The organism is Terrirubrum flagellatum (assembly GCF_022059845.1).
Classification (GTDB): domain Bacteria; phylum Pseudomonadota; class Alphaproteobacteria; order Rhizobiales; family Beijerinckiaceae; genus Terrirubrum; species Terrirubrum flagellatum.
Genome location: NZ_CP091851.1, coordinates 4,324,350 through 4,338,674 on the forward strand (window position 1 = coordinate 4,324,350; position 14,325 = coordinate 4,338,674).

The window sequence follows — 14,325 nt, forward strand, 5'->3', positions numbered from 1 at the left end:
GGTCACAGAATGAGAGTGGGTCCCCCCCGGGGCCCGCTCTTTTTTATTGACCGAAGCGCGGAGCCAACAGGACGCAGATTTTCATGAGCAGCGCCGAACCGCGCCTCATCACCGAAACCGGCCTCGCCGCGCGCGTGGCGTCAATTGTCGAGCCGCCAATCGAGGGGCTGGGTTTCCGTCTCGTGCGCGTGAAGGTCACCGCGCAGAACGGCTGCACCGTGCAGATCATGGCCGAGCGCCCGGATGGCCAAATGGGCGTCGATGAATGCGAGGCGGTGAGCCGCGCGATCTCGCCGATCTTTGACGTCGAGGACCCGATCGCAGGCGAATATAATCTTGAAATCTCGTCGCCGGGCATCGACCGCCCGCTGGTGCGCGCCAGTGATTTCACGCGCTGGGCCGGACACGACGCCAAGATCGAAATGGCCACGCCATTCAATGGCCGCAAGCGCTATCGCGGCGTGGTCGAGGGCGTCGAAGACGATTCAGCCATCGTGCGCAACGAGGACGCGCCGGAAGGCGAAGATCCGCATTGGCGCATTCCGATCGCCGATATGCATGAGGCGCGGCTCGTCCTCACCGACGCGCTGATCGACGCCGCTCTCGGCCGCACGGGCGCCAAGCCGAAGTCGCCTAAGCCCAGGGGCGGCCCTCGCAAACCGCATCCGAAAGCCCAGCAGAAATCCGCAGACAACACATCACAGGGCGAGCGAAAACCGCGCCCGAACAAGACGAAGGAGAATTGATCATGGCCGTCAGCGCAAACCGGCTCGAATTGCTGCAGATCGCCGACGCGGTGGCCCGCGAGAAGCTGATCGAACGCGAGATCGTCATCGCGGCGATGGAGGACAGCTACGCCAAGGCGGCGCGCTCGCGTTACGGCGCCGAGACCGACATCCACGCCGAGATCAATCCGAAGACCGGCGAACTCAGGCTGTCGCGTCACATGCTGGTTGTCGATCTCGTCGAGGATTCCGCCAAGCAGATCTCGATCGAGGATGCGCGCATCAAGAATCCGGCGGCGCAGGTTGGCGACGTGATCTCCGAGCAGCTTCCGCCTTTCGAATTCGGCCGCATCGCAGCGCAGTCGGCCAAGCAGGTGATCGTGCAGAAGGTGCGCGACGCCGAGCGCGAGCGCCAGTACGAGGATTACAAGGGCCGCATCGGCGAAGTCATCAACGGCGTCGTGAAGCGCGTCGAATATGGCAACGTCATCGTCGATCTCGGTCGCGGCGAGGCGATCGCGCGCCGCGACGAACTCATTCCGCGCGAGACCTTCAAGCCCGGCGATCGCATTCGCGCCTATATCTTCGACGTGCGCCGCGAACAGCGCGGCCCGCAGATTTTCCTGTCACGCACCCATCCCCAGTTCACCGCGAAGCTGTTCGCGCAGGAGGTGCCGGAAATCTATGACGGCATCATCGAGATCAAGGCGGTCGCGCGCGATCCTGGTTCGCGCGCCAAGATCGCGGTGATCTCCAACGATTCCTCGATCGACCCGGTCGGCGCCTGCGTCGGCATGCGCGGCTCGCGCGTGCAGGCCGTCGTCGGCGAATTGCAGGGCGAACGCATCGACATCATCCCGTGGTCGCAGGACGTCGCAACCTTCATCGTCAACGCGCTGCAGCCGGCGGAAGTCGCGAAGGTGGTGCTTGATGAAGATGCCGAGCGCATCGACGTCGTCGTTCCTGACGATCAGCTCTCGCTCGCGATCGGTCGTCGCGGCCAGAACGTGCGCCTCGCTTCGCAGCTCACCGGATGGAACATCGACATCCTGACCGAGGCGGAAGAATCCGAACGTCGGCACAAGGAGTTCGTCGAGCGCTCGACGCTGTTCATGACAGCGCTGAACGTCGACGAGACCGTCGGCCAGCTCCTCGCATCGGAAGGCTTCCGCACGGTCGAGGACGTCGCCTATGTCGAACTCAATGAACTCTCCAGCATCGACGGTCTTGACGGCGATACTGCTGGCGAAATCCAGCGTCGCGCGCAGGATTATCTCGCCGCGCTCGAAGCCGAGCGCGACGCCCGCCGCAAGGAGCTCGGCGTCGAGGACGAGCTTCGCGAGGTGCCCGGCGTCACGACCGCGATGATGGTCAAGTTCGGCGAGGACGGCATCAAGACGATCGAAGATCTCGCTGGTTGCGCCACCGACGAACTTGCCGGCTGGAGCGAGCGCAAAGTCACGGAGAAGGGCGGCGAGCGCCACAGCGAAGTCACGCGCCATCCGGGCCTGCTCGACGGCATGGACCTGTCGCGCGACGAGATCGAGGCGATCATCATGGCCGCACGCATCAAGGCCGGCTGGATCGAGGCTCCGGCGGAAGCGCCGGCCGAAGGCGAAACGGCGTAAGGATGCGTCGAGCCGCGCGCCGTGGATGGAGACGTTGATCTGGAGCGTTCCTGCATCGTCACGCGCGAAACGCGCGATCCATCCGAGCTGATCCGTTTCGTCCGCGCCCCGGACGGAACGGCGACGCCCGACCTGAAGAGAAAGCTTCCCGGTCGCGGCGCCTGGATTTCCGCGCGCGCCGAGATTATCTCCCGGGCGACGCCGAAGGCGTTCTCGCGCGCCTTTCGGGCCGAGACGAAAATTCCGGACGATCTGGCCGGACTCGTCGAGCGGCTTCTCAGGCAGGACGCCCTGCAATCGCTCTCGCTCGCCAACAAGGCCGGCCGTGTGGTGACGGGCTTCGATCAGGCGTTGGAGGCGGTTCAGAAAAATCGCGCCGTCGCCGTGCTGCATGCGCGGGAGGCGGCGGAAAATGGGCGGCGCAAGCTTCAAGGCGCCTCCAGAGGCGCGATCGAGGCGCTTGCGCCCTTCGAAAGTGGAGAAATGGATTTGGCTTTGGGCCGTATCCATGTGATACACGCGGCGCTCACGGTTGGCGCTGTCAGCGACGCGTGTCTGTCCCGTTGCCGTTTTCTCCTCGCGTTCCGGGGAGAGAGCGGGGACGGCGCGCGCATTGGCGAAGCGGTTACGGAAGCCGGGCCAGGGGCCCAGGCAGGATCGAAGGCTGAATGACTGATACGAAAAATCCGGGCGACAAGACGCTGCATGTGTCGTCCACGAAGACCCTGACGCTGAAGCGCCCCGAAACCGGAACGGTGCGCCAGAGCTTCTCCCATGGCCGCACGAAATCGGTCGTGGTCGAGAAGGTGAAGCGTCATACCTCGCCGCCGCCCGCCGCGCCCCGACCTGTCGAGGTGAAGGAAGCGCCGAAGCCGGCGCCCGCCCCCGTTCAGCCCGCGCCTGCGGCCGCCGCGCGGCCCGCTCAGACTGCGCCGTCGCCGGCCCCAAGCCGGCCTGCGCCCGTCAAGCCGTCGACGCCCGGCGGTCTCGTGCTGCGCCCGCTCTCCAATGACGAGCTTGAGGCGCGCCAGTCCGTGCTCGAGGATTCGCGCAAGCGCGAGGAAGAGACGCGCCGTCAGGCCGAAACAGAAGCCAAGGCGCGCGCCGAACGCGACGCTCGCGAGGCTGCCGAGCGCGCCGCTTCGGAAGCGCGCAAGCGCGAGGAGGACGACCGCCGCCGTCACGAAGACGATCTGAAGCGCAAGGCCGCCGACGAAGCGCGCCGACGCCTTGGCGAGCCGGCGCCGCGCGCGCCATCGGCCGATGGACGGCCGGAACGAGCCGCTTCCGGCGCAGGCGGTTATTCTGTTGGGACTGGCGGCCGGCGGCCGCAGCAACTTAATTTCGACCGTCCGAGACCGGAAGGGCGAGCAGATGAGCGAGCCGACGCTGGCAGCCCGCCGGAACGTTCGGCGCGTCCCTACGGCGATCGTCCGCAAGGCGACCGGCCGTCGCGTCCCTATGGCGACCGTCCTCAGGGCGACCGTCCGCCCCGCCCCTATGGCGACCGTCCGCAAGGCGATCGTCCGCCTCGCCCCTATGGCGACAGGCCCCAGGGCGACCGCCCGCCGCGTCCCTATGGCGACCGTCCTCAGGGCGACCGCCCGCCGCGTCCCTACGGCGATCGTCCTCAGGGCGATCGGCCGCCGCGCCCCTATGGCGACAGGCCCCAAGGCGATCGGCCGCCGCGTCCGTTCGGTGATCGCGGTCCGCGTCCGCCGGGAGGTCCGCGTCCGTTCGGCGGAGGCGGCTTCAATCCAGGACCGGCGCCGGGCGACAATCCCATGGAGGGCGCGCGTCCGCAGCGCTCGCGCGGAGACGGCATGCTGCGCCCGGCGCGCCGGCCGACCACGCCGATCAAGCCGGCCGCCGACGCCAAGCCTGCGAAAGGCGGCGACGCAAACCGCCGCGGCCGCCTGACGCTGTCGAATGCGCTTGAGGATGAGTCGGAGAAGTCGCACTCGACCGCGGCCTTCCGCCGTCGCGTTCAGCGCCTGACGGGCCATCGCGACGAAAGCTCTTCGGAAAAGATTTCGCGCGAGGTGACGGTCCCTGAGACCATCACCATCCAGGAACTCGCGAACCGCATGACGGAGCGCGCCGTCGATGTCATCCGCCTGCTGATGAAGCAGGGGCAGATGCTGAAGATCAACGACGTCATCGACGCCGACACCGCCCAGCTCATCGCCGAGGAAATGGGCCACACGGTCAGGCGCGTGGCGGAATCGGACGTCGAGGAAGGCCTATTCGAAAGCGCCGTCGAGGACACCGCGGAAGAGATGATGCCGCGTCCGCCGGTGGTGACGATCATGGGCCATGTCGATCACGGCAAGACGTCGCTGCTCGACGCGATCCGGCATGCGAATGTCGTGTCCGGCGAGGCCGGCGGCATCACGCAGCATATCGGCGCCTATCAGGTGACCGCCCCATCAGGCGGCAAGATCACCTTCATCGACACGCCCGGCCACGCCGCCTTCAGCGCCATGCGAGCGCGCGGCGCAAAGGTGACGGACATCGTCGTGCTCGTGGTCGCCGCCGATGACGGCGTCATGCCGCAGACGGTGGAGGCCATCAATCACGCCAAGGCGGCGAAGGTGCCGGTGATCGTCGCGATCAACAAGATCGACAAACCTGACGCCAAACCCGAGCGCGTCCGCACCGAGCTTCTGCAATATGAAGTGCAGGTCGAAGCGATGGGCGGCGAAGTGCAGGACGTCGAGGTCTCGGCCAAGAACAAGACCAATCTCGATGGGCTTCTCGAAGCCATCGCCCTGCAGGCGGAACTGCTCGATCTCAAGGCGAACGCCAACCGGCCGGGAGAAGGCACCGTCATCGAAGCGAAGCTCGATCGCGGCCGCGGCCCGGTCACGACCGTGCTTGTCCAGCGTGGCACGCTCGTCGTCGGCGATATCGTCGTCGCCGGCTCCGAATGGGGCAAGGTGCGCGCGTTGATCGCGGACACCGGCGAAAGCGTGAAATTCGCTGGCCCGTCGTTCCCGGTCGAGGTGCTCGGCTTCTCCGGCACGCCTGACGCGGGTGACCGCGTCGCGGTGGTCGACAACGAAGCGCGCGCCCGTGAAATCACGGCCTATCGTGAACGTCAGAAGCGCGACAAGGCCGTCGCGCGTCAGGCGACCATGCGCGGCTCGCTCGCCGAGATGATGAAGGGCGTGAAGGACAGCGCCGGCAAGAAGGAGTTCCCGCTCATCGTCAAAGCCGATGTGCAGGGCTCGGTCGAAGCGATCGTGTCGGCGCTCGAGAAACTCGGCAACGACGAGGTGCGCGCGCGCGTCATCCATTCGGGCGTCGGCGGCATCACCGAAAGCGACATCACGCTGGCGGAATCCTCAGCCGCGGCGGTCATCGGCTTTAACGTGCGCGCCCACAAGGAAGCGCGCGAGGCGGCCGAGCGCACTGGCACCGAAATCCGCTACTACAACATCATCTACAACCTCGTGGATGACGTGAAGGACGCCATGTCCGGACTGCTCGCGCCAACCTTGCGCGAGGAGCGACTCGGCGAAGCGCAGATCAAGGAGATCTTCGCGGTGTCCAAGGTCGGCAAGGTGGCGGGCTGCGTGGTGTCCGACGGCGTGGTGCAGCGCGGCGCGAATGTTCGCTTGATCCGCGACAACGTGGTCATCCACGAAGGCAAGCTGTCGACGCTGCAGCGCTTCAAGGACCAGGTCGCGGAAGTGCGCGCCGGTCAGGAATGCGGCATGTCGTTTGAGAATTATCAGGACATGCGCGCCGGCGACGTCATCGAGTGTTACAAGGTCGAAGAGGTCAAGCGGACGCTCTGATCCGCTCCACCGCGCCTCAAGTCATGCCGGCGCTTGTCGCCGGCGGCCATGTCTGTTTGCCTCCCGCATAGAGACATGGCCGGCCGGATAGCCCGGCCATGACGAAGCGCACTGCAACTCTTTCCGGTTCGAGCCCGGGAGTTGAGCGAATGAAGAAGAAATCAGCCCACCCCGCAGGTCCTTCGCAGCGCCAGTTGCGCGTCGGCGAGCTTATCCGTCAGGCGCTCTCGGAGATGCTGGCGCGTGGCGACATCTATGACGACACGCTTGCGTCCCATCCTGTCTCGGTGACGAGCGTGCGGGTCACGCCCGATCTCAAGCTCGCCGACATCCGCATCCTGCCGCTTGGCGGCGAGGATACGATCGCGGTTCTCGCCGCGCTCGACCACAACCGCAAATTCATCCGCGGCGAGATCGCTCACCGCATCAATCTGAAGTTCGCGCCCGACATCCGCTTCCATGCGGACGACAGTTTCGACGCGCGCACCCAGATCGAACGCATCCTCGATTCCGAGCAGGTTCGCCGCGACACGCGCAAACCCGCCGCTTCCAACGACTGACCAGAAACCGTCGCGCCGGTTCGACTCCGGCGACGGAGAGAACCAATGACCGAGCACGCCAAACCTCTCGACATGCGCGAAAAGCCGTCGGCTCCGCCGCGTTCCGACACGCCGCGGCCCAAGAAGCGCGACGTGGACGGATGGTTCGTGCTGGACAAGCCGACGGGCGTCACCTCGACCCATGCGGTGTCGATCATCAAGCGCCTCTTCCGGGCGAAGAAGGCGGGGCATGCCGGCACGCTCGATCCCCTCGCCTCCGGCTGCCTGCCCATTGCGCTTGGCGAGGCAACGAAGACCGTTCCCTATGTCATGGACGGCCGCAAAGCCTATCGCTTCACCGTGACCTGGGGCGCCGAGACCGACACGGACGATTCAGAAGGTCGCGTCATCGCAACTTCAGACCAGCGTCCGACGCGCGCCGAGGTCGAGACCGCGCTGCCTGCTTTCGTCGGCGTTATTTCTCAAACGCCGCCGAAATTCTCCGCCATCCGCGTCGCCGGCGAGCGCGCCTACGATCTCGCGCGCGAGGGCGAAGATGTAGAACTGAAGCCGCGCGAGATTCTGATCGAGGAATTGGTCGTCGTTGCTCATGACGACGCGACGACGACGCTCGACGCGCGCACCGGCAAAGGCGCCTATGTGCGCGCGATCGCGCGTGACCTCGGCCGCGCGCTTGGCTGCGGTGGGCATATCAGCGCGCTTCGGCGCACCCGCGTCGGACCGTTCCGCGAAAGCGACCTCACACCGCTGCCGCCGCGCGATTCCAGCGACGAAGCGTTGAGCGACGCTCAGCTCGCGGCGCTGCTCAAGCCTGCTTCGGCTGCTCTTTCGGAGTTGCCTTCAGTCACGGTCTCGCGCGGCGACGCCGGCCGGCTGCTGCGGGGCCAGGGCGTGATTCTGCGCGGCCGCGATGCGCCGATCACGACTGACGCCGTCGCAGTGCATGCAGATGGCGCGCTCATCGCCATTGGCGAGATCGACGGAGGCGAGCTTCGGCCGCGTCGCGTCTTCCTGCAAGACAGGCGATAGCGCCTGATATTGTAAGAACGCTTCAGGCGGCGCGATCGACGTCGCGCGTCGCGTCCTGCAGAAACGCGCGGACGCTCGCCTCGATCGACGCGATTTCGCGCGCCGCTTTCATCGCCGCATTGTGCAGCGTGCGCGCAGCGCGTTCGCTGGCGGCGGCGTTGTCAGCCAGACCTTCCATGCCGTCGGCGACCCCGCCCGCGCGGCGGACGACATCCTGGGCCTGCCTGGAAATCGCATCGCTCGCCTGAACCTGCTCGCGCATCGCGTAATGGAGCCTGGATGTAGTCTCATCGACGATGCGAATTGCAGCTTCAGCATTCTCGCTGCTCGCGACAACCATCGAGACGCGCCCCTGGATGGCGGCGATACTTGTGGCGATCTGACGAGTGGCGTCCGCTGTCTGCTTCGACAACGCCTTCACCTCTGTCGCCACGATTGCGAAACCGCGACCGGATTCGCCCGCGCGCGCCGCTTCAATCGTCGCATTCAGCGCCAGCAGATTGGTCTGTCCCGCGATGCGCTCGATCAGGCCGACGATCTCGTCGATGCGCGCCGCATCCTCGGCCAGCGCGCCAATCGCCTCGGCGCTGCGCGTCGTATGGGTGATCGCCGACTTGGCGGCTTCGCCAACGCGACCGACGGCCTCGGCCGCATCGCTGACGGCGCGCGCCATTCCGTCGCTCGCATCGGCGACGCTCGACGCCTGCGATGAGGATGCGCCGGACTCGGCGCGCGTTTCCGCGGCCAGCGCCTGCGTTTCCCCCGTCGCATCGACGATCAGGCGCGAAGCGTCGCGCAACTCGTCGGCGGCGGCGCCGATCGTGGCGAGAATCGTCGAAACGTCGCGCTGAAAGCGATCACGGGCCGCCGCCAGCTCTTCGCGCCGCCGCATCTGCAATTCGCGATCACGCTCGATCTCGAGCGCGCTCATTTCGGCTTCAGCGCGCGCCGTCTGCGCCGAGGCTGTGGCCTCGGCGCTCTCCTGGAAACGCGCGACGACCGCGAGGCCGGTGAAGACAAGCATAGCCGTCTCGACCACGACGACCGCAGCATGGAAAGTCATCCTGAGAAAATCTGATCCGCCGGGATAGAGGGCGCTCGGCAGAAGAAAATTGAGAGAGAGGTGATGGACCGCGATCAGCCCCGCCGTCGCGATTGTGATGCGCCAGTCGCAATATCCCGCGACCATGGCGAGCACCGCGAAATAATAGAAATGCGCCTCGACCTGCCAGAGATGTCCCGAAAAAAGCAGGACGAGGAGCGAGGTCTGCGCAACGAGCGCAACGCCGACCGACAGCGTTACGATCGTCGTCGATCGCTGCATCCGCTGCAGAATATAGGGAACGAGCGCGCAGGCGAGCGCTGCGACGCCCGCCGCCCAAGCGCCCTTGCCGAGCAGCCAGGCGACGATTGCGATGATCGGCGCGTGAATCACCGCAGCAAAAATCAGCGCGCGCGTGATGATATTCCGGAAGGCCGCGAGATCGATATTCATCCGCTCGACCATCCAATCCGGACGTCGGAAGCGCACCACGCGATCGCTCTTGCATCAAGAGCGAAGAGAGCCCCTCCGGCGAGAACGCGATCGGAGAAATCGGGCCGATCAGGTTTGACGAAGACGACGAAGCCAAACGCCCCGGACCGCAGCAACGAGCTGCCCGCAACGGTGGCGCGCGTCGCCGCGGCGGCTGAGTCGACCCAGGGCGCATAGATGACTGCGATCGGCGCGGCCGGATCAACCGGTCGCAATTGCGCCCGCGCCATCAGCGCGGGAGCCGCCACACTCGCAATGAGGATTAAGACAACATCCAAGAACCGTCGCCCGGCATTGCGCCGCGCGACGGAATGAGCAATCGACATCGCCACACCGCCGTCGGCCCCCCGGCGGGCCGCGCATTTCGCTTTTAGGCGATCGCTGTTAACGCATTGTTATCCGCTTGCGGCGGCGCCCGCGATCAGACGCCAGCCTGGATGTCCTTGGCGGCTTGCGTCATCAGATCGTCCATGGTGCGGCGGATCTGGTGATCGCTTTCATGGACGCCGGCGGCGTCGAAGTCAGTGCGGATCTTCTTGAAGACGTCGTGATCGCCGATCTCCTCGAAGTCCGACATCACCACCGACTTCGCATAGGCGTCAGCGTCGGCGCCGCTCTTGCCCAGTTTGGCTGCCGCCCAAAGGCCGAGCAGCTTGTTGCGCCGGGCTGTCGCCTTGAACCGAAGCTCCTCGTCATGGGCGAACTTCTTCTCGAAGGCGTCCTTGCGGTCGTCCATGCCGGAGGTCATTTCTGGTCCTTTCCTGATGGCCCGATCAAGGGCCTCCCGTGATCATCGGCGATATAGCGAGGCGTCGACCGGCGCGCCAGACGCCTGCTCGCGAAAGGGAAAGACGTCAGGCGAAAGCGTCGAACAGATGGCCCAACAGCATCTGCCAGATGATCAAAGGGGTAAGAATTGCGCCGAGCAGCGCCAGCGCCAACCCCGTCCGCGGCGCGCGGCCGATTGCGCCCAAGACGAGCGCCGGCAAGCTGAGCAGCAGAAAGGGCGGCGTCGCGAAGAACAAGGGAATCATCCCGAAGCCGCTCGCATAGGGATTGCGCATCTCCTGGATCGCAATGCCCGCCGCCCAGAGCCAATAGAATAGCTGTAGCGTCGATAGAGCCAGCGCGACCCAACGAAGACGCGCGCCAATCCGTGAATCCGGGCGCCTGGTCGAAGATTGGACGGGCATGGCGCTTCCTTGTCGCTGAGCGAATATGAACTATGTTCAATACCGTCAGCGAACCTTGCGATGCGCGCTGGCGCACGTTTCCGCGCGTTCAAGCTGTCGCGCGGCCGCCAATCTTGCATTGCATCATGGAAAGGCCATATGGGGATGGACAGATCACATCCGTTGTCTGCGGCCGTCCCTTCGTCTACCGTCTCAACAGGGGACCCCGATGCGCCAATCGCTCGACCGACGGCCCGACAGCGCGCCCGAACGGAAGGCCCCAAATCCATGGATTTCTCCAAACCACGGTACATTCCGATGAATCGTCGTCGCCGCATTTACGAGGGCAAGGCCAAGGTCCTGTATGAGGGGCCGGAGCCGGGAACGCTGATCCAGCACTTCAAGGACGACGCGACGGCCTTCAATGCCAAGAAACACGAGGTCATCGACGGCAAGGGCGTGCTGAACAACCGGATCTCGGAGTATGTCTTCACGCATCTCAACAATATCGGCGTGCCCACCCACTTCATCAAACGGCTCAACATGCGCGAGCAGTTGATCCGCGAGGTCGAGATCATTCCCCTCGAGGTCGTGGTCCGTAATGTCGCCGCCGGTTCGCTGGCGGAGCGACTTGGCCTTGAGGAAGGCACCCAGCTCCCGCGCTCCATCATCGAATTCTATTACAAGAGCGACAAGCTCAACGATCCCATGGTGTCGGAAGAGCACATCACCGCCTTCGGCTGGGCGACGCCGCAGGAGATCGACGACATCATGGCGCTCGCCATCCGGGTGAACGACTTCCTCTCGGGCATCTTCCTCGGTGTCGGCATCCGCCTGGTCGATTTCAAGATGGAGACGGGGCGGCTCTGGGAGGGCGAGATGATGCGCATCGTCGTCGCCGACGAGATCAGTCCCGATTCCTGCCGTCTCTGGGACATGAAGTCGAACGACAAGCTCGACAAGGATCGCTTCCGCCGCGACATGGGCGGGCTGGTGGAGGCCTATTCCGAGGTGGCGCGCCGGCTCGGCATCATGAGCGAGAACGAGCGCCCGACCCATACGGGACCGAAGCTGGTGCAGTGAATGGCGACCTCGCTCCGAAACAATGAAGGCCCCGCGAGGGGCCTTTTTCTTTTATCAACCAGCGCGCCGCGCCCGCGAATCTATCTGCTTGCGGACATGGCGGCGAACAGCGGTTTCGCATTCTGCTTGGGCATTTTCTCGGCCAGGCCCATCATGCGTTCGCGACGACCCATCTCGGCCCAGATTTCCTCGGGGGTGATGCCGGAAGCCGCCCAGAGAACCACAAGATTGTAGATCAGGTCGGCGCTCTCCGCGATCACCGCAGAACGGTCGCCCTTCACGGCGTCGAGCCCGACCTCGACGGCCTCCTCGCCGACCTTTTTCGCCATCTTGGCGATCCCGCCGGCCATGAGTTTGGCGGTCCGTGAGATCGCAGGATCACAGTCCCGCGCCCGGTGAACGCCTTCATACAGTCGTTCAATCGAATCGCTCATGAATTACCCTGATATACCAACTCCATGAATAAATCACTTAAACTTTGCCGGCTCAATAGAAAAATGGTTTCCAGCGGGTGACATTTGTTTGAATGAGACTTCCGTCCTGATGCAGCGCGCCGACAATGCGTCCCCTATTTCCAGAACGGCTTCACCTCGATCAGCTTGCTTAAAGCGGCTTCAGCCTTTGAGATGAGCGCTTCCGCACACGCCGACTCCTGGCCGGCAAGGAAACCCGCTGCGTAGCCGCCCGCATCGCCGCCCTCGGCCGCCAGATCCACGAGCAGACTCCGGTGCGTCGCGATGTCGTTGAGGGCGCCAAGGCGGTCGAGCAACCTCTTCAGGGCGGCGAGCATACGATCCCGTTTTCGCCTGGCGTCCGGGAAAATATCCGCGAACAGCTCAATGGCGAAGCGCTGCTTCTTGGCCTGGATGCGAAGGGCATGAAGAGTCTCGACGCCGCCATCCGCCGCATGCTTCGCGCGTTTCCTGAGTTTTCTCCAACGCCGTCGGAGTTCTTTGCGCGCGGCCTCAGCGATGACGCCTCGTGCGCCCTTATCCGCCGGCGCGTCTCCCAGGCGTGCAGCTACACGCTCGATTTGCTCCCGCCATGCCGGCGAGGCGATTGAAGCACGCGCCTTGTCGAACGCCTGCGCCCGCTTCTCCTGCGCCCGCACGCGCAGCGCGGCGAAACCGGCCGGCGCGTCCGCGATGTCTGGCGCGAGAGCCCCTTGCAGGAGCGTGTCGAGATCACGGGCCGGTCCGAGTTCCTGGCCCGCCCAACGCAGCGCGACCGCAAGCTCGTCAATCAGCCCGTCATTTCCCCCGCGCCGGACGATCGACGCCATTGTGCGCGCGCGACGAAGAGCCACGCGGAGCTGATGGACTCCCTTCTCCCCTTCAGTCTCCAGCGTTGACGCGCAATCAAGCACACGCAGCAGCGTCTCGCGAAGCAGAGGCCGCAATATTTCGCCGCCTCCCTGGCGGGCGCGAACTTCATTGGTCTGCGGCTCGATATCGATCGCCGTCTGATCCACGCGGCTTCCTCTGGCTGATGTGGCGCGCATCACGGCGACGCCGTCATCAAAACGTCAAGAGGCTCGCCGGCAATGGCGCGGAGATTTCTGCGGCATCGAGCAGAAGAGGAGAAAATCTGAAATTTATCAAATTATTACTCGATTTTTCCGGCGATCTGGCGGTCCGCTTCGATGGCCCGCGGCCAATCATTCGCTGGCGTTCGATTCAGCGGCCTTTCGTTTGCCGGCTGTCTTATCGGGCCGATCTTCGCTGAATGAATCGCATCACAGGAATTGGGTGGTCGGCGTCCTCGCGCGGAATTACGTCGACGAGGTTGCAGGGGAATCGCCATGAGCCGAAAAGATTGGGCGCTGCTGTTGATGCTGTCGCTCCTGTGGGGGGCGTCATTCCTCTTCATCCGCGTCGCGGTTCAGGACATCCCGCCTTTCACGCTGGTGTTCGGGCGCGTTGGAATCGCGGCGCTCGCGCTTGGGCTGTTGCTCGCCGCGACCGGGGAAGGAGCGCCACGCGGCCGCTCGGTCTGGATCGCGCTCGCGACTATGGGCGTCCTCAACAACATCATTCCCTTCAGCCTGATCTTCTGGGGGCAGAAGGAGATTGGCGCCGGCCTCGCATCGATCCTGAATGCGACGACGCCGCTCTTCACCGTTCTCGTCGCACATGTCTTCACGACCGATGAGAAGTTGACGCCGGCGAAAATCCTCGGCGTGGCGCTCGGCATCGCCGGCGTCGCAGCGATGATCGGGCCTTCGGCGCTGGCGGGCCTTGATCGCTCGATCGCGGCCCAGCTCGCCTGCCTCGGCGCGGCGTTGTCCTATGGTTTCGCCGGCATCTATGGCCGCCGCTTCAAGCCGATGGGCGTGAAGCCGATGTACACCGCGTTTGGCACCTTGACCGCCAGCGCGTCGATCATGCTCGTGATCGCCGCGATCGTCGACCAGCCCTGGCGTCTGCCCGCTCCATCGATGACGGCGATCGGCGCGCTGCTTGGCCTCGCGCTCCTATCAACGGCGCTCGCCTATCTTATCTTCTATCGCATTCTCGCCAGCGCCGGCGCGACCAATCTCTCACTGGTGACCTTTCTCATTCCGCCAAGCGCGATCCTGCTTGGCGTGATCATTCTTGGCGAGCGGATTGAGCCGCGACACATCGTCGGGATGATCTTCATCGGCGCCGGTCTCGCCTGCATCGACGGCAAGCTCGCCCGCCTGTTTCGACGCGAAGCGTCCGGGCGGGCGTCCGCCTGACGCAAGCGTGATTTTCGCGCAATTTTTTGCAGCGGCGGCGAATCCTTTCGCCGTCTGCGCGCCTCTCTCCGG

At 64.9% G+C, this 14,325-nt stretch carries 14 protein-coding genes; 8 read left to right on the plus strand and 6 right to left on the minus strand.

Annotated features, from left to right (window positions below; all coding sequences use genetic code 11):
- The first annotated feature begins 83 nt into the window (after positions 1-83).
- The 6 genes from rimP (at position 84) to truB (ending at position 7,745) form a co-directional block, all read left to right on the plus strand.
- On the plus strand, positions 84-746 hold the full coding sequence (gene rimP, locus L8F45_RS20790) for a ribosome maturation factor RimP (RefSeq protein ID WP_342359755.1): 663 nt from the start codon (positions 84-86) through the stop codon (positions 744-746).
- 2 nt (positions 747-748) lie between these two features.
- Positions 749-2,353: a transcription termination factor NusA gene (gene nusA, locus L8F45_RS20795; RefSeq protein WP_342359756.1), complete on the plus strand. Its 1,605-nt coding sequence runs from the start codon at positions 749-751 to the stop codon at positions 2,351-2,353.
- 21 nt (positions 2,354-2,374) lie between these two features.
- The gene (locus L8F45_RS20800) at positions 2,375-3,025 is read left to right on the plus strand and encodes an RNA-binding protein (protein ID WP_342359757.1); all 651 of its coding nucleotides are present in this window, start codon (positions 2,375-2,377) and stop codon (positions 3,023-3,025) included.
- Entirely contained in the window at positions 3,022-6,156 is a 3,135-nt protein-coding gene (gene infB / locus L8F45_RS20805) for a translation initiation factor IF-2 (RefSeq protein ID WP_342359758.1), read from the plus strand. The genes L8F45_RS20800 and infB overlap by 4 nt, the downstream gene beginning before the upstream one ends.
- Positions 6,157-6,305: 149 nt before the next feature.
- The gene (rbfA, locus tag L8F45_RS20810) at positions 6,306-6,716 is read left to right on the plus strand and encodes a 30S ribosome-binding factor RbfA (protein WP_342359759.1); all 411 of its coding nucleotides are present in this window, start codon (positions 6,306-6,308) and stop codon (positions 6,714-6,716) included.
- A gap of 45 nt (positions 6,717-6,761) precedes the next feature.
- A complete protein-coding gene (gene truB, locus L8F45_RS20815; protein WP_342359760.1) occupies positions 6,762-7,745 on the plus strand; it encodes a tRNA pseudouridine(55) synthase TruB in 984 nt (327 codons plus the stop codon).
- A 22-nt stretch (positions 7,746-7,767) separates the two neighbouring features.
- Here truB and L8F45_RS20820 read toward each other — a convergent pair whose 3' ends face one another.
- The 4 genes from L8F45_RS20820 to L8F45_RS20835 all read right to left on the minus strand — a co-directional run bounded on the left by L8F45_RS20820 (position 7,768) and on the right by L8F45_RS20835 (position 10,472).
- Complete coding sequence (locus tag L8F45_RS20820) at positions 7,768-9,240, minus strand: methyl-accepting chemotaxis protein (RefSeq protein ID WP_342359761.1); 1,473 nt, start codon at positions 9,238-9,240, stop codon at positions 7,768-7,770.
- Positions 9,237-9,557 (minus strand): hypothetical protein, encoded by a 321-nt coding sequence (locus tag L8F45_RS20825; RefSeq protein ID WP_342359762.1) that lies wholly within the window; start codon positions 9,555-9,557, stop codon positions 9,237-9,239. Before L8F45_RS20825 ends, L8F45_RS20820 begins: the two co-directional genes overlap by 4 nt.
- A gap of 143 nt (positions 9,558-9,700) precedes the next feature.
- A complete protein-coding gene (locus L8F45_RS20830) occupies positions 9,701-10,027 on the minus strand; it encodes a DUF1476 domain-containing protein (RefSeq protein WP_342359763.1) in 327 nt (108 codons plus the stop codon).
- A gap of 106 nt (positions 10,028-10,133) precedes the next feature.
- Positions 10,134-10,472 carry a hypothetical protein gene (locus L8F45_RS20835; protein ID WP_342359764.1) on the minus strand — a complete coding sequence of 113 codons (339 nt, stop codon included), beginning with the start codon at positions 10,470-10,472 and terminating at the stop codon, positions 10,134-10,136.
- A gap of 267 nt (positions 10,473-10,739) precedes the next feature.
- Here L8F45_RS20835 and purC point away from each other — a divergent pair, with 267 nt between their 5' ends.
- Positions 10,740-11,534 (plus strand): phosphoribosylaminoimidazolesuccinocarboxamide synthase, encoded by a 795-nt coding sequence (gene purC / locus L8F45_RS20840; RefSeq protein WP_342359765.1) that lies wholly within the window; start codon positions 10,740-10,742, stop codon positions 11,532-11,534.
- 80 nt (positions 11,535-11,614) lie between these two features.
- On the opposite strand, the gene hisE is transcribed toward purC, so the two are convergent.
- Positions 11,615-11,968, minus strand: coding sequence for a phosphoribosyl-ATP diphosphatase (gene hisE, locus L8F45_RS20845; protein ID WP_342359766.1), 354 nt, complete (start codon positions 11,966-11,968; stop codon positions 11,615-11,617).
- A gap of 134 nt (positions 11,969-12,102) precedes the next feature.
- Positions 12,103-12,816 (minus strand): CHAD domain-containing protein, encoded by a 714-nt coding sequence (locus L8F45_RS20850; protein WP_483411366.1) that lies wholly within the window; start codon positions 12,814-12,816, stop codon positions 12,103-12,105.
- A 519-nt stretch (positions 12,817-13,335) separates the two neighbouring features.
- On the opposite strand from L8F45_RS20850, the gene L8F45_RS20855 reads away from it, so the two are divergent.
- A complete protein-coding gene (locus tag L8F45_RS20855) occupies positions 13,336-14,253 on the plus strand; it encodes a DMT family transporter (protein ID WP_342359768.1) in 918 nt (305 codons plus the stop codon).
- The last annotated feature ends 72 nt before the right edge of the window (positions 14,254-14,325 follow it).

What these genes read in the sequence shown, in the direction of transcription:
- infB (WP_342359758.1), top strand. Translation starts at nt 3,022, where the DNA reads ATGACTGATACGAAAAATCCGGGCGACAAGACGCTGCATGTGTCGTCC.
- nusA (WP_342359756.1), top strand. Translation starts at nt 749, where the DNA reads ATGGCCGTCAGCGCAAACCGGCTCGAATTGCTGCAGATCGCCGACGCG.
- L8F45_RS20820 (WP_342359761.1), bottom strand. Translation starts at nt 9,240, where the DNA reads ATGAATATCGATCTCGCGGCCTTCCGGAATATCATCACGCGCGCGCTG.
- rimP (WP_342359755.1), top strand. Translation starts at nt 84, where the DNA reads ATGAGCAGCGCCGAACCGCGCCTCATCACCGAAACCGGCCTCGCCGCG.
- L8F45_RS20850 (WP_483411366.1), bottom strand. Translation starts at nt 12,816, where the DNA reads ATGGCGTCGATCGTCCGGCGCGGGGGAAATGACGGGCTGATTGACGAG.
- L8F45_RS20830 (WP_342359763.1), bottom strand. Translation starts at nt 10,027, where the DNA reads ATGACCTCCGGCATGGACGACCGCAAGGACGCCTTCGAGAAGAAGTTC.
- rbfA (WP_342359759.1), top strand. Translation starts at nt 6,306, where the DNA reads ATGAAGAAGAAATCAGCCCACCCCGCAGGTCCTTCGCAGCGCCAGTTG.
- purC (WP_342359765.1), top strand. Translation starts at nt 10,740, where the DNA reads ATGGATTTCTCCAAACCACGGTACATTCCGATGAATCGTCGTCGCCGC.
- L8F45_RS20855 (WP_342359768.1), top strand. Translation starts at nt 13,336, where the DNA reads ATGAGCCGAAAAGATTGGGCGCTGCTGTTGATGCTGTCGCTCCTGTGG.
- L8F45_RS20835 (WP_342359764.1), bottom strand. Translation starts at nt 10,472, where the DNA reads ATGCCCGTCCAATCTTCGACCAGGCGCCCGGATTCACGGATTGGCGCG.
- hisE (WP_342359766.1), bottom strand. Translation starts at nt 11,968, where the DNA reads ATGAGCGATTCGATTGAACGACTGTATGAAGGCGTTCACCGGGCGCGG.
- truB (WP_342359760.1), top strand. Translation starts at nt 6,762, where the DNA reads ATGACCGAGCACGCCAAACCTCTCGACATGCGCGAAAAGCCGTCGGCT.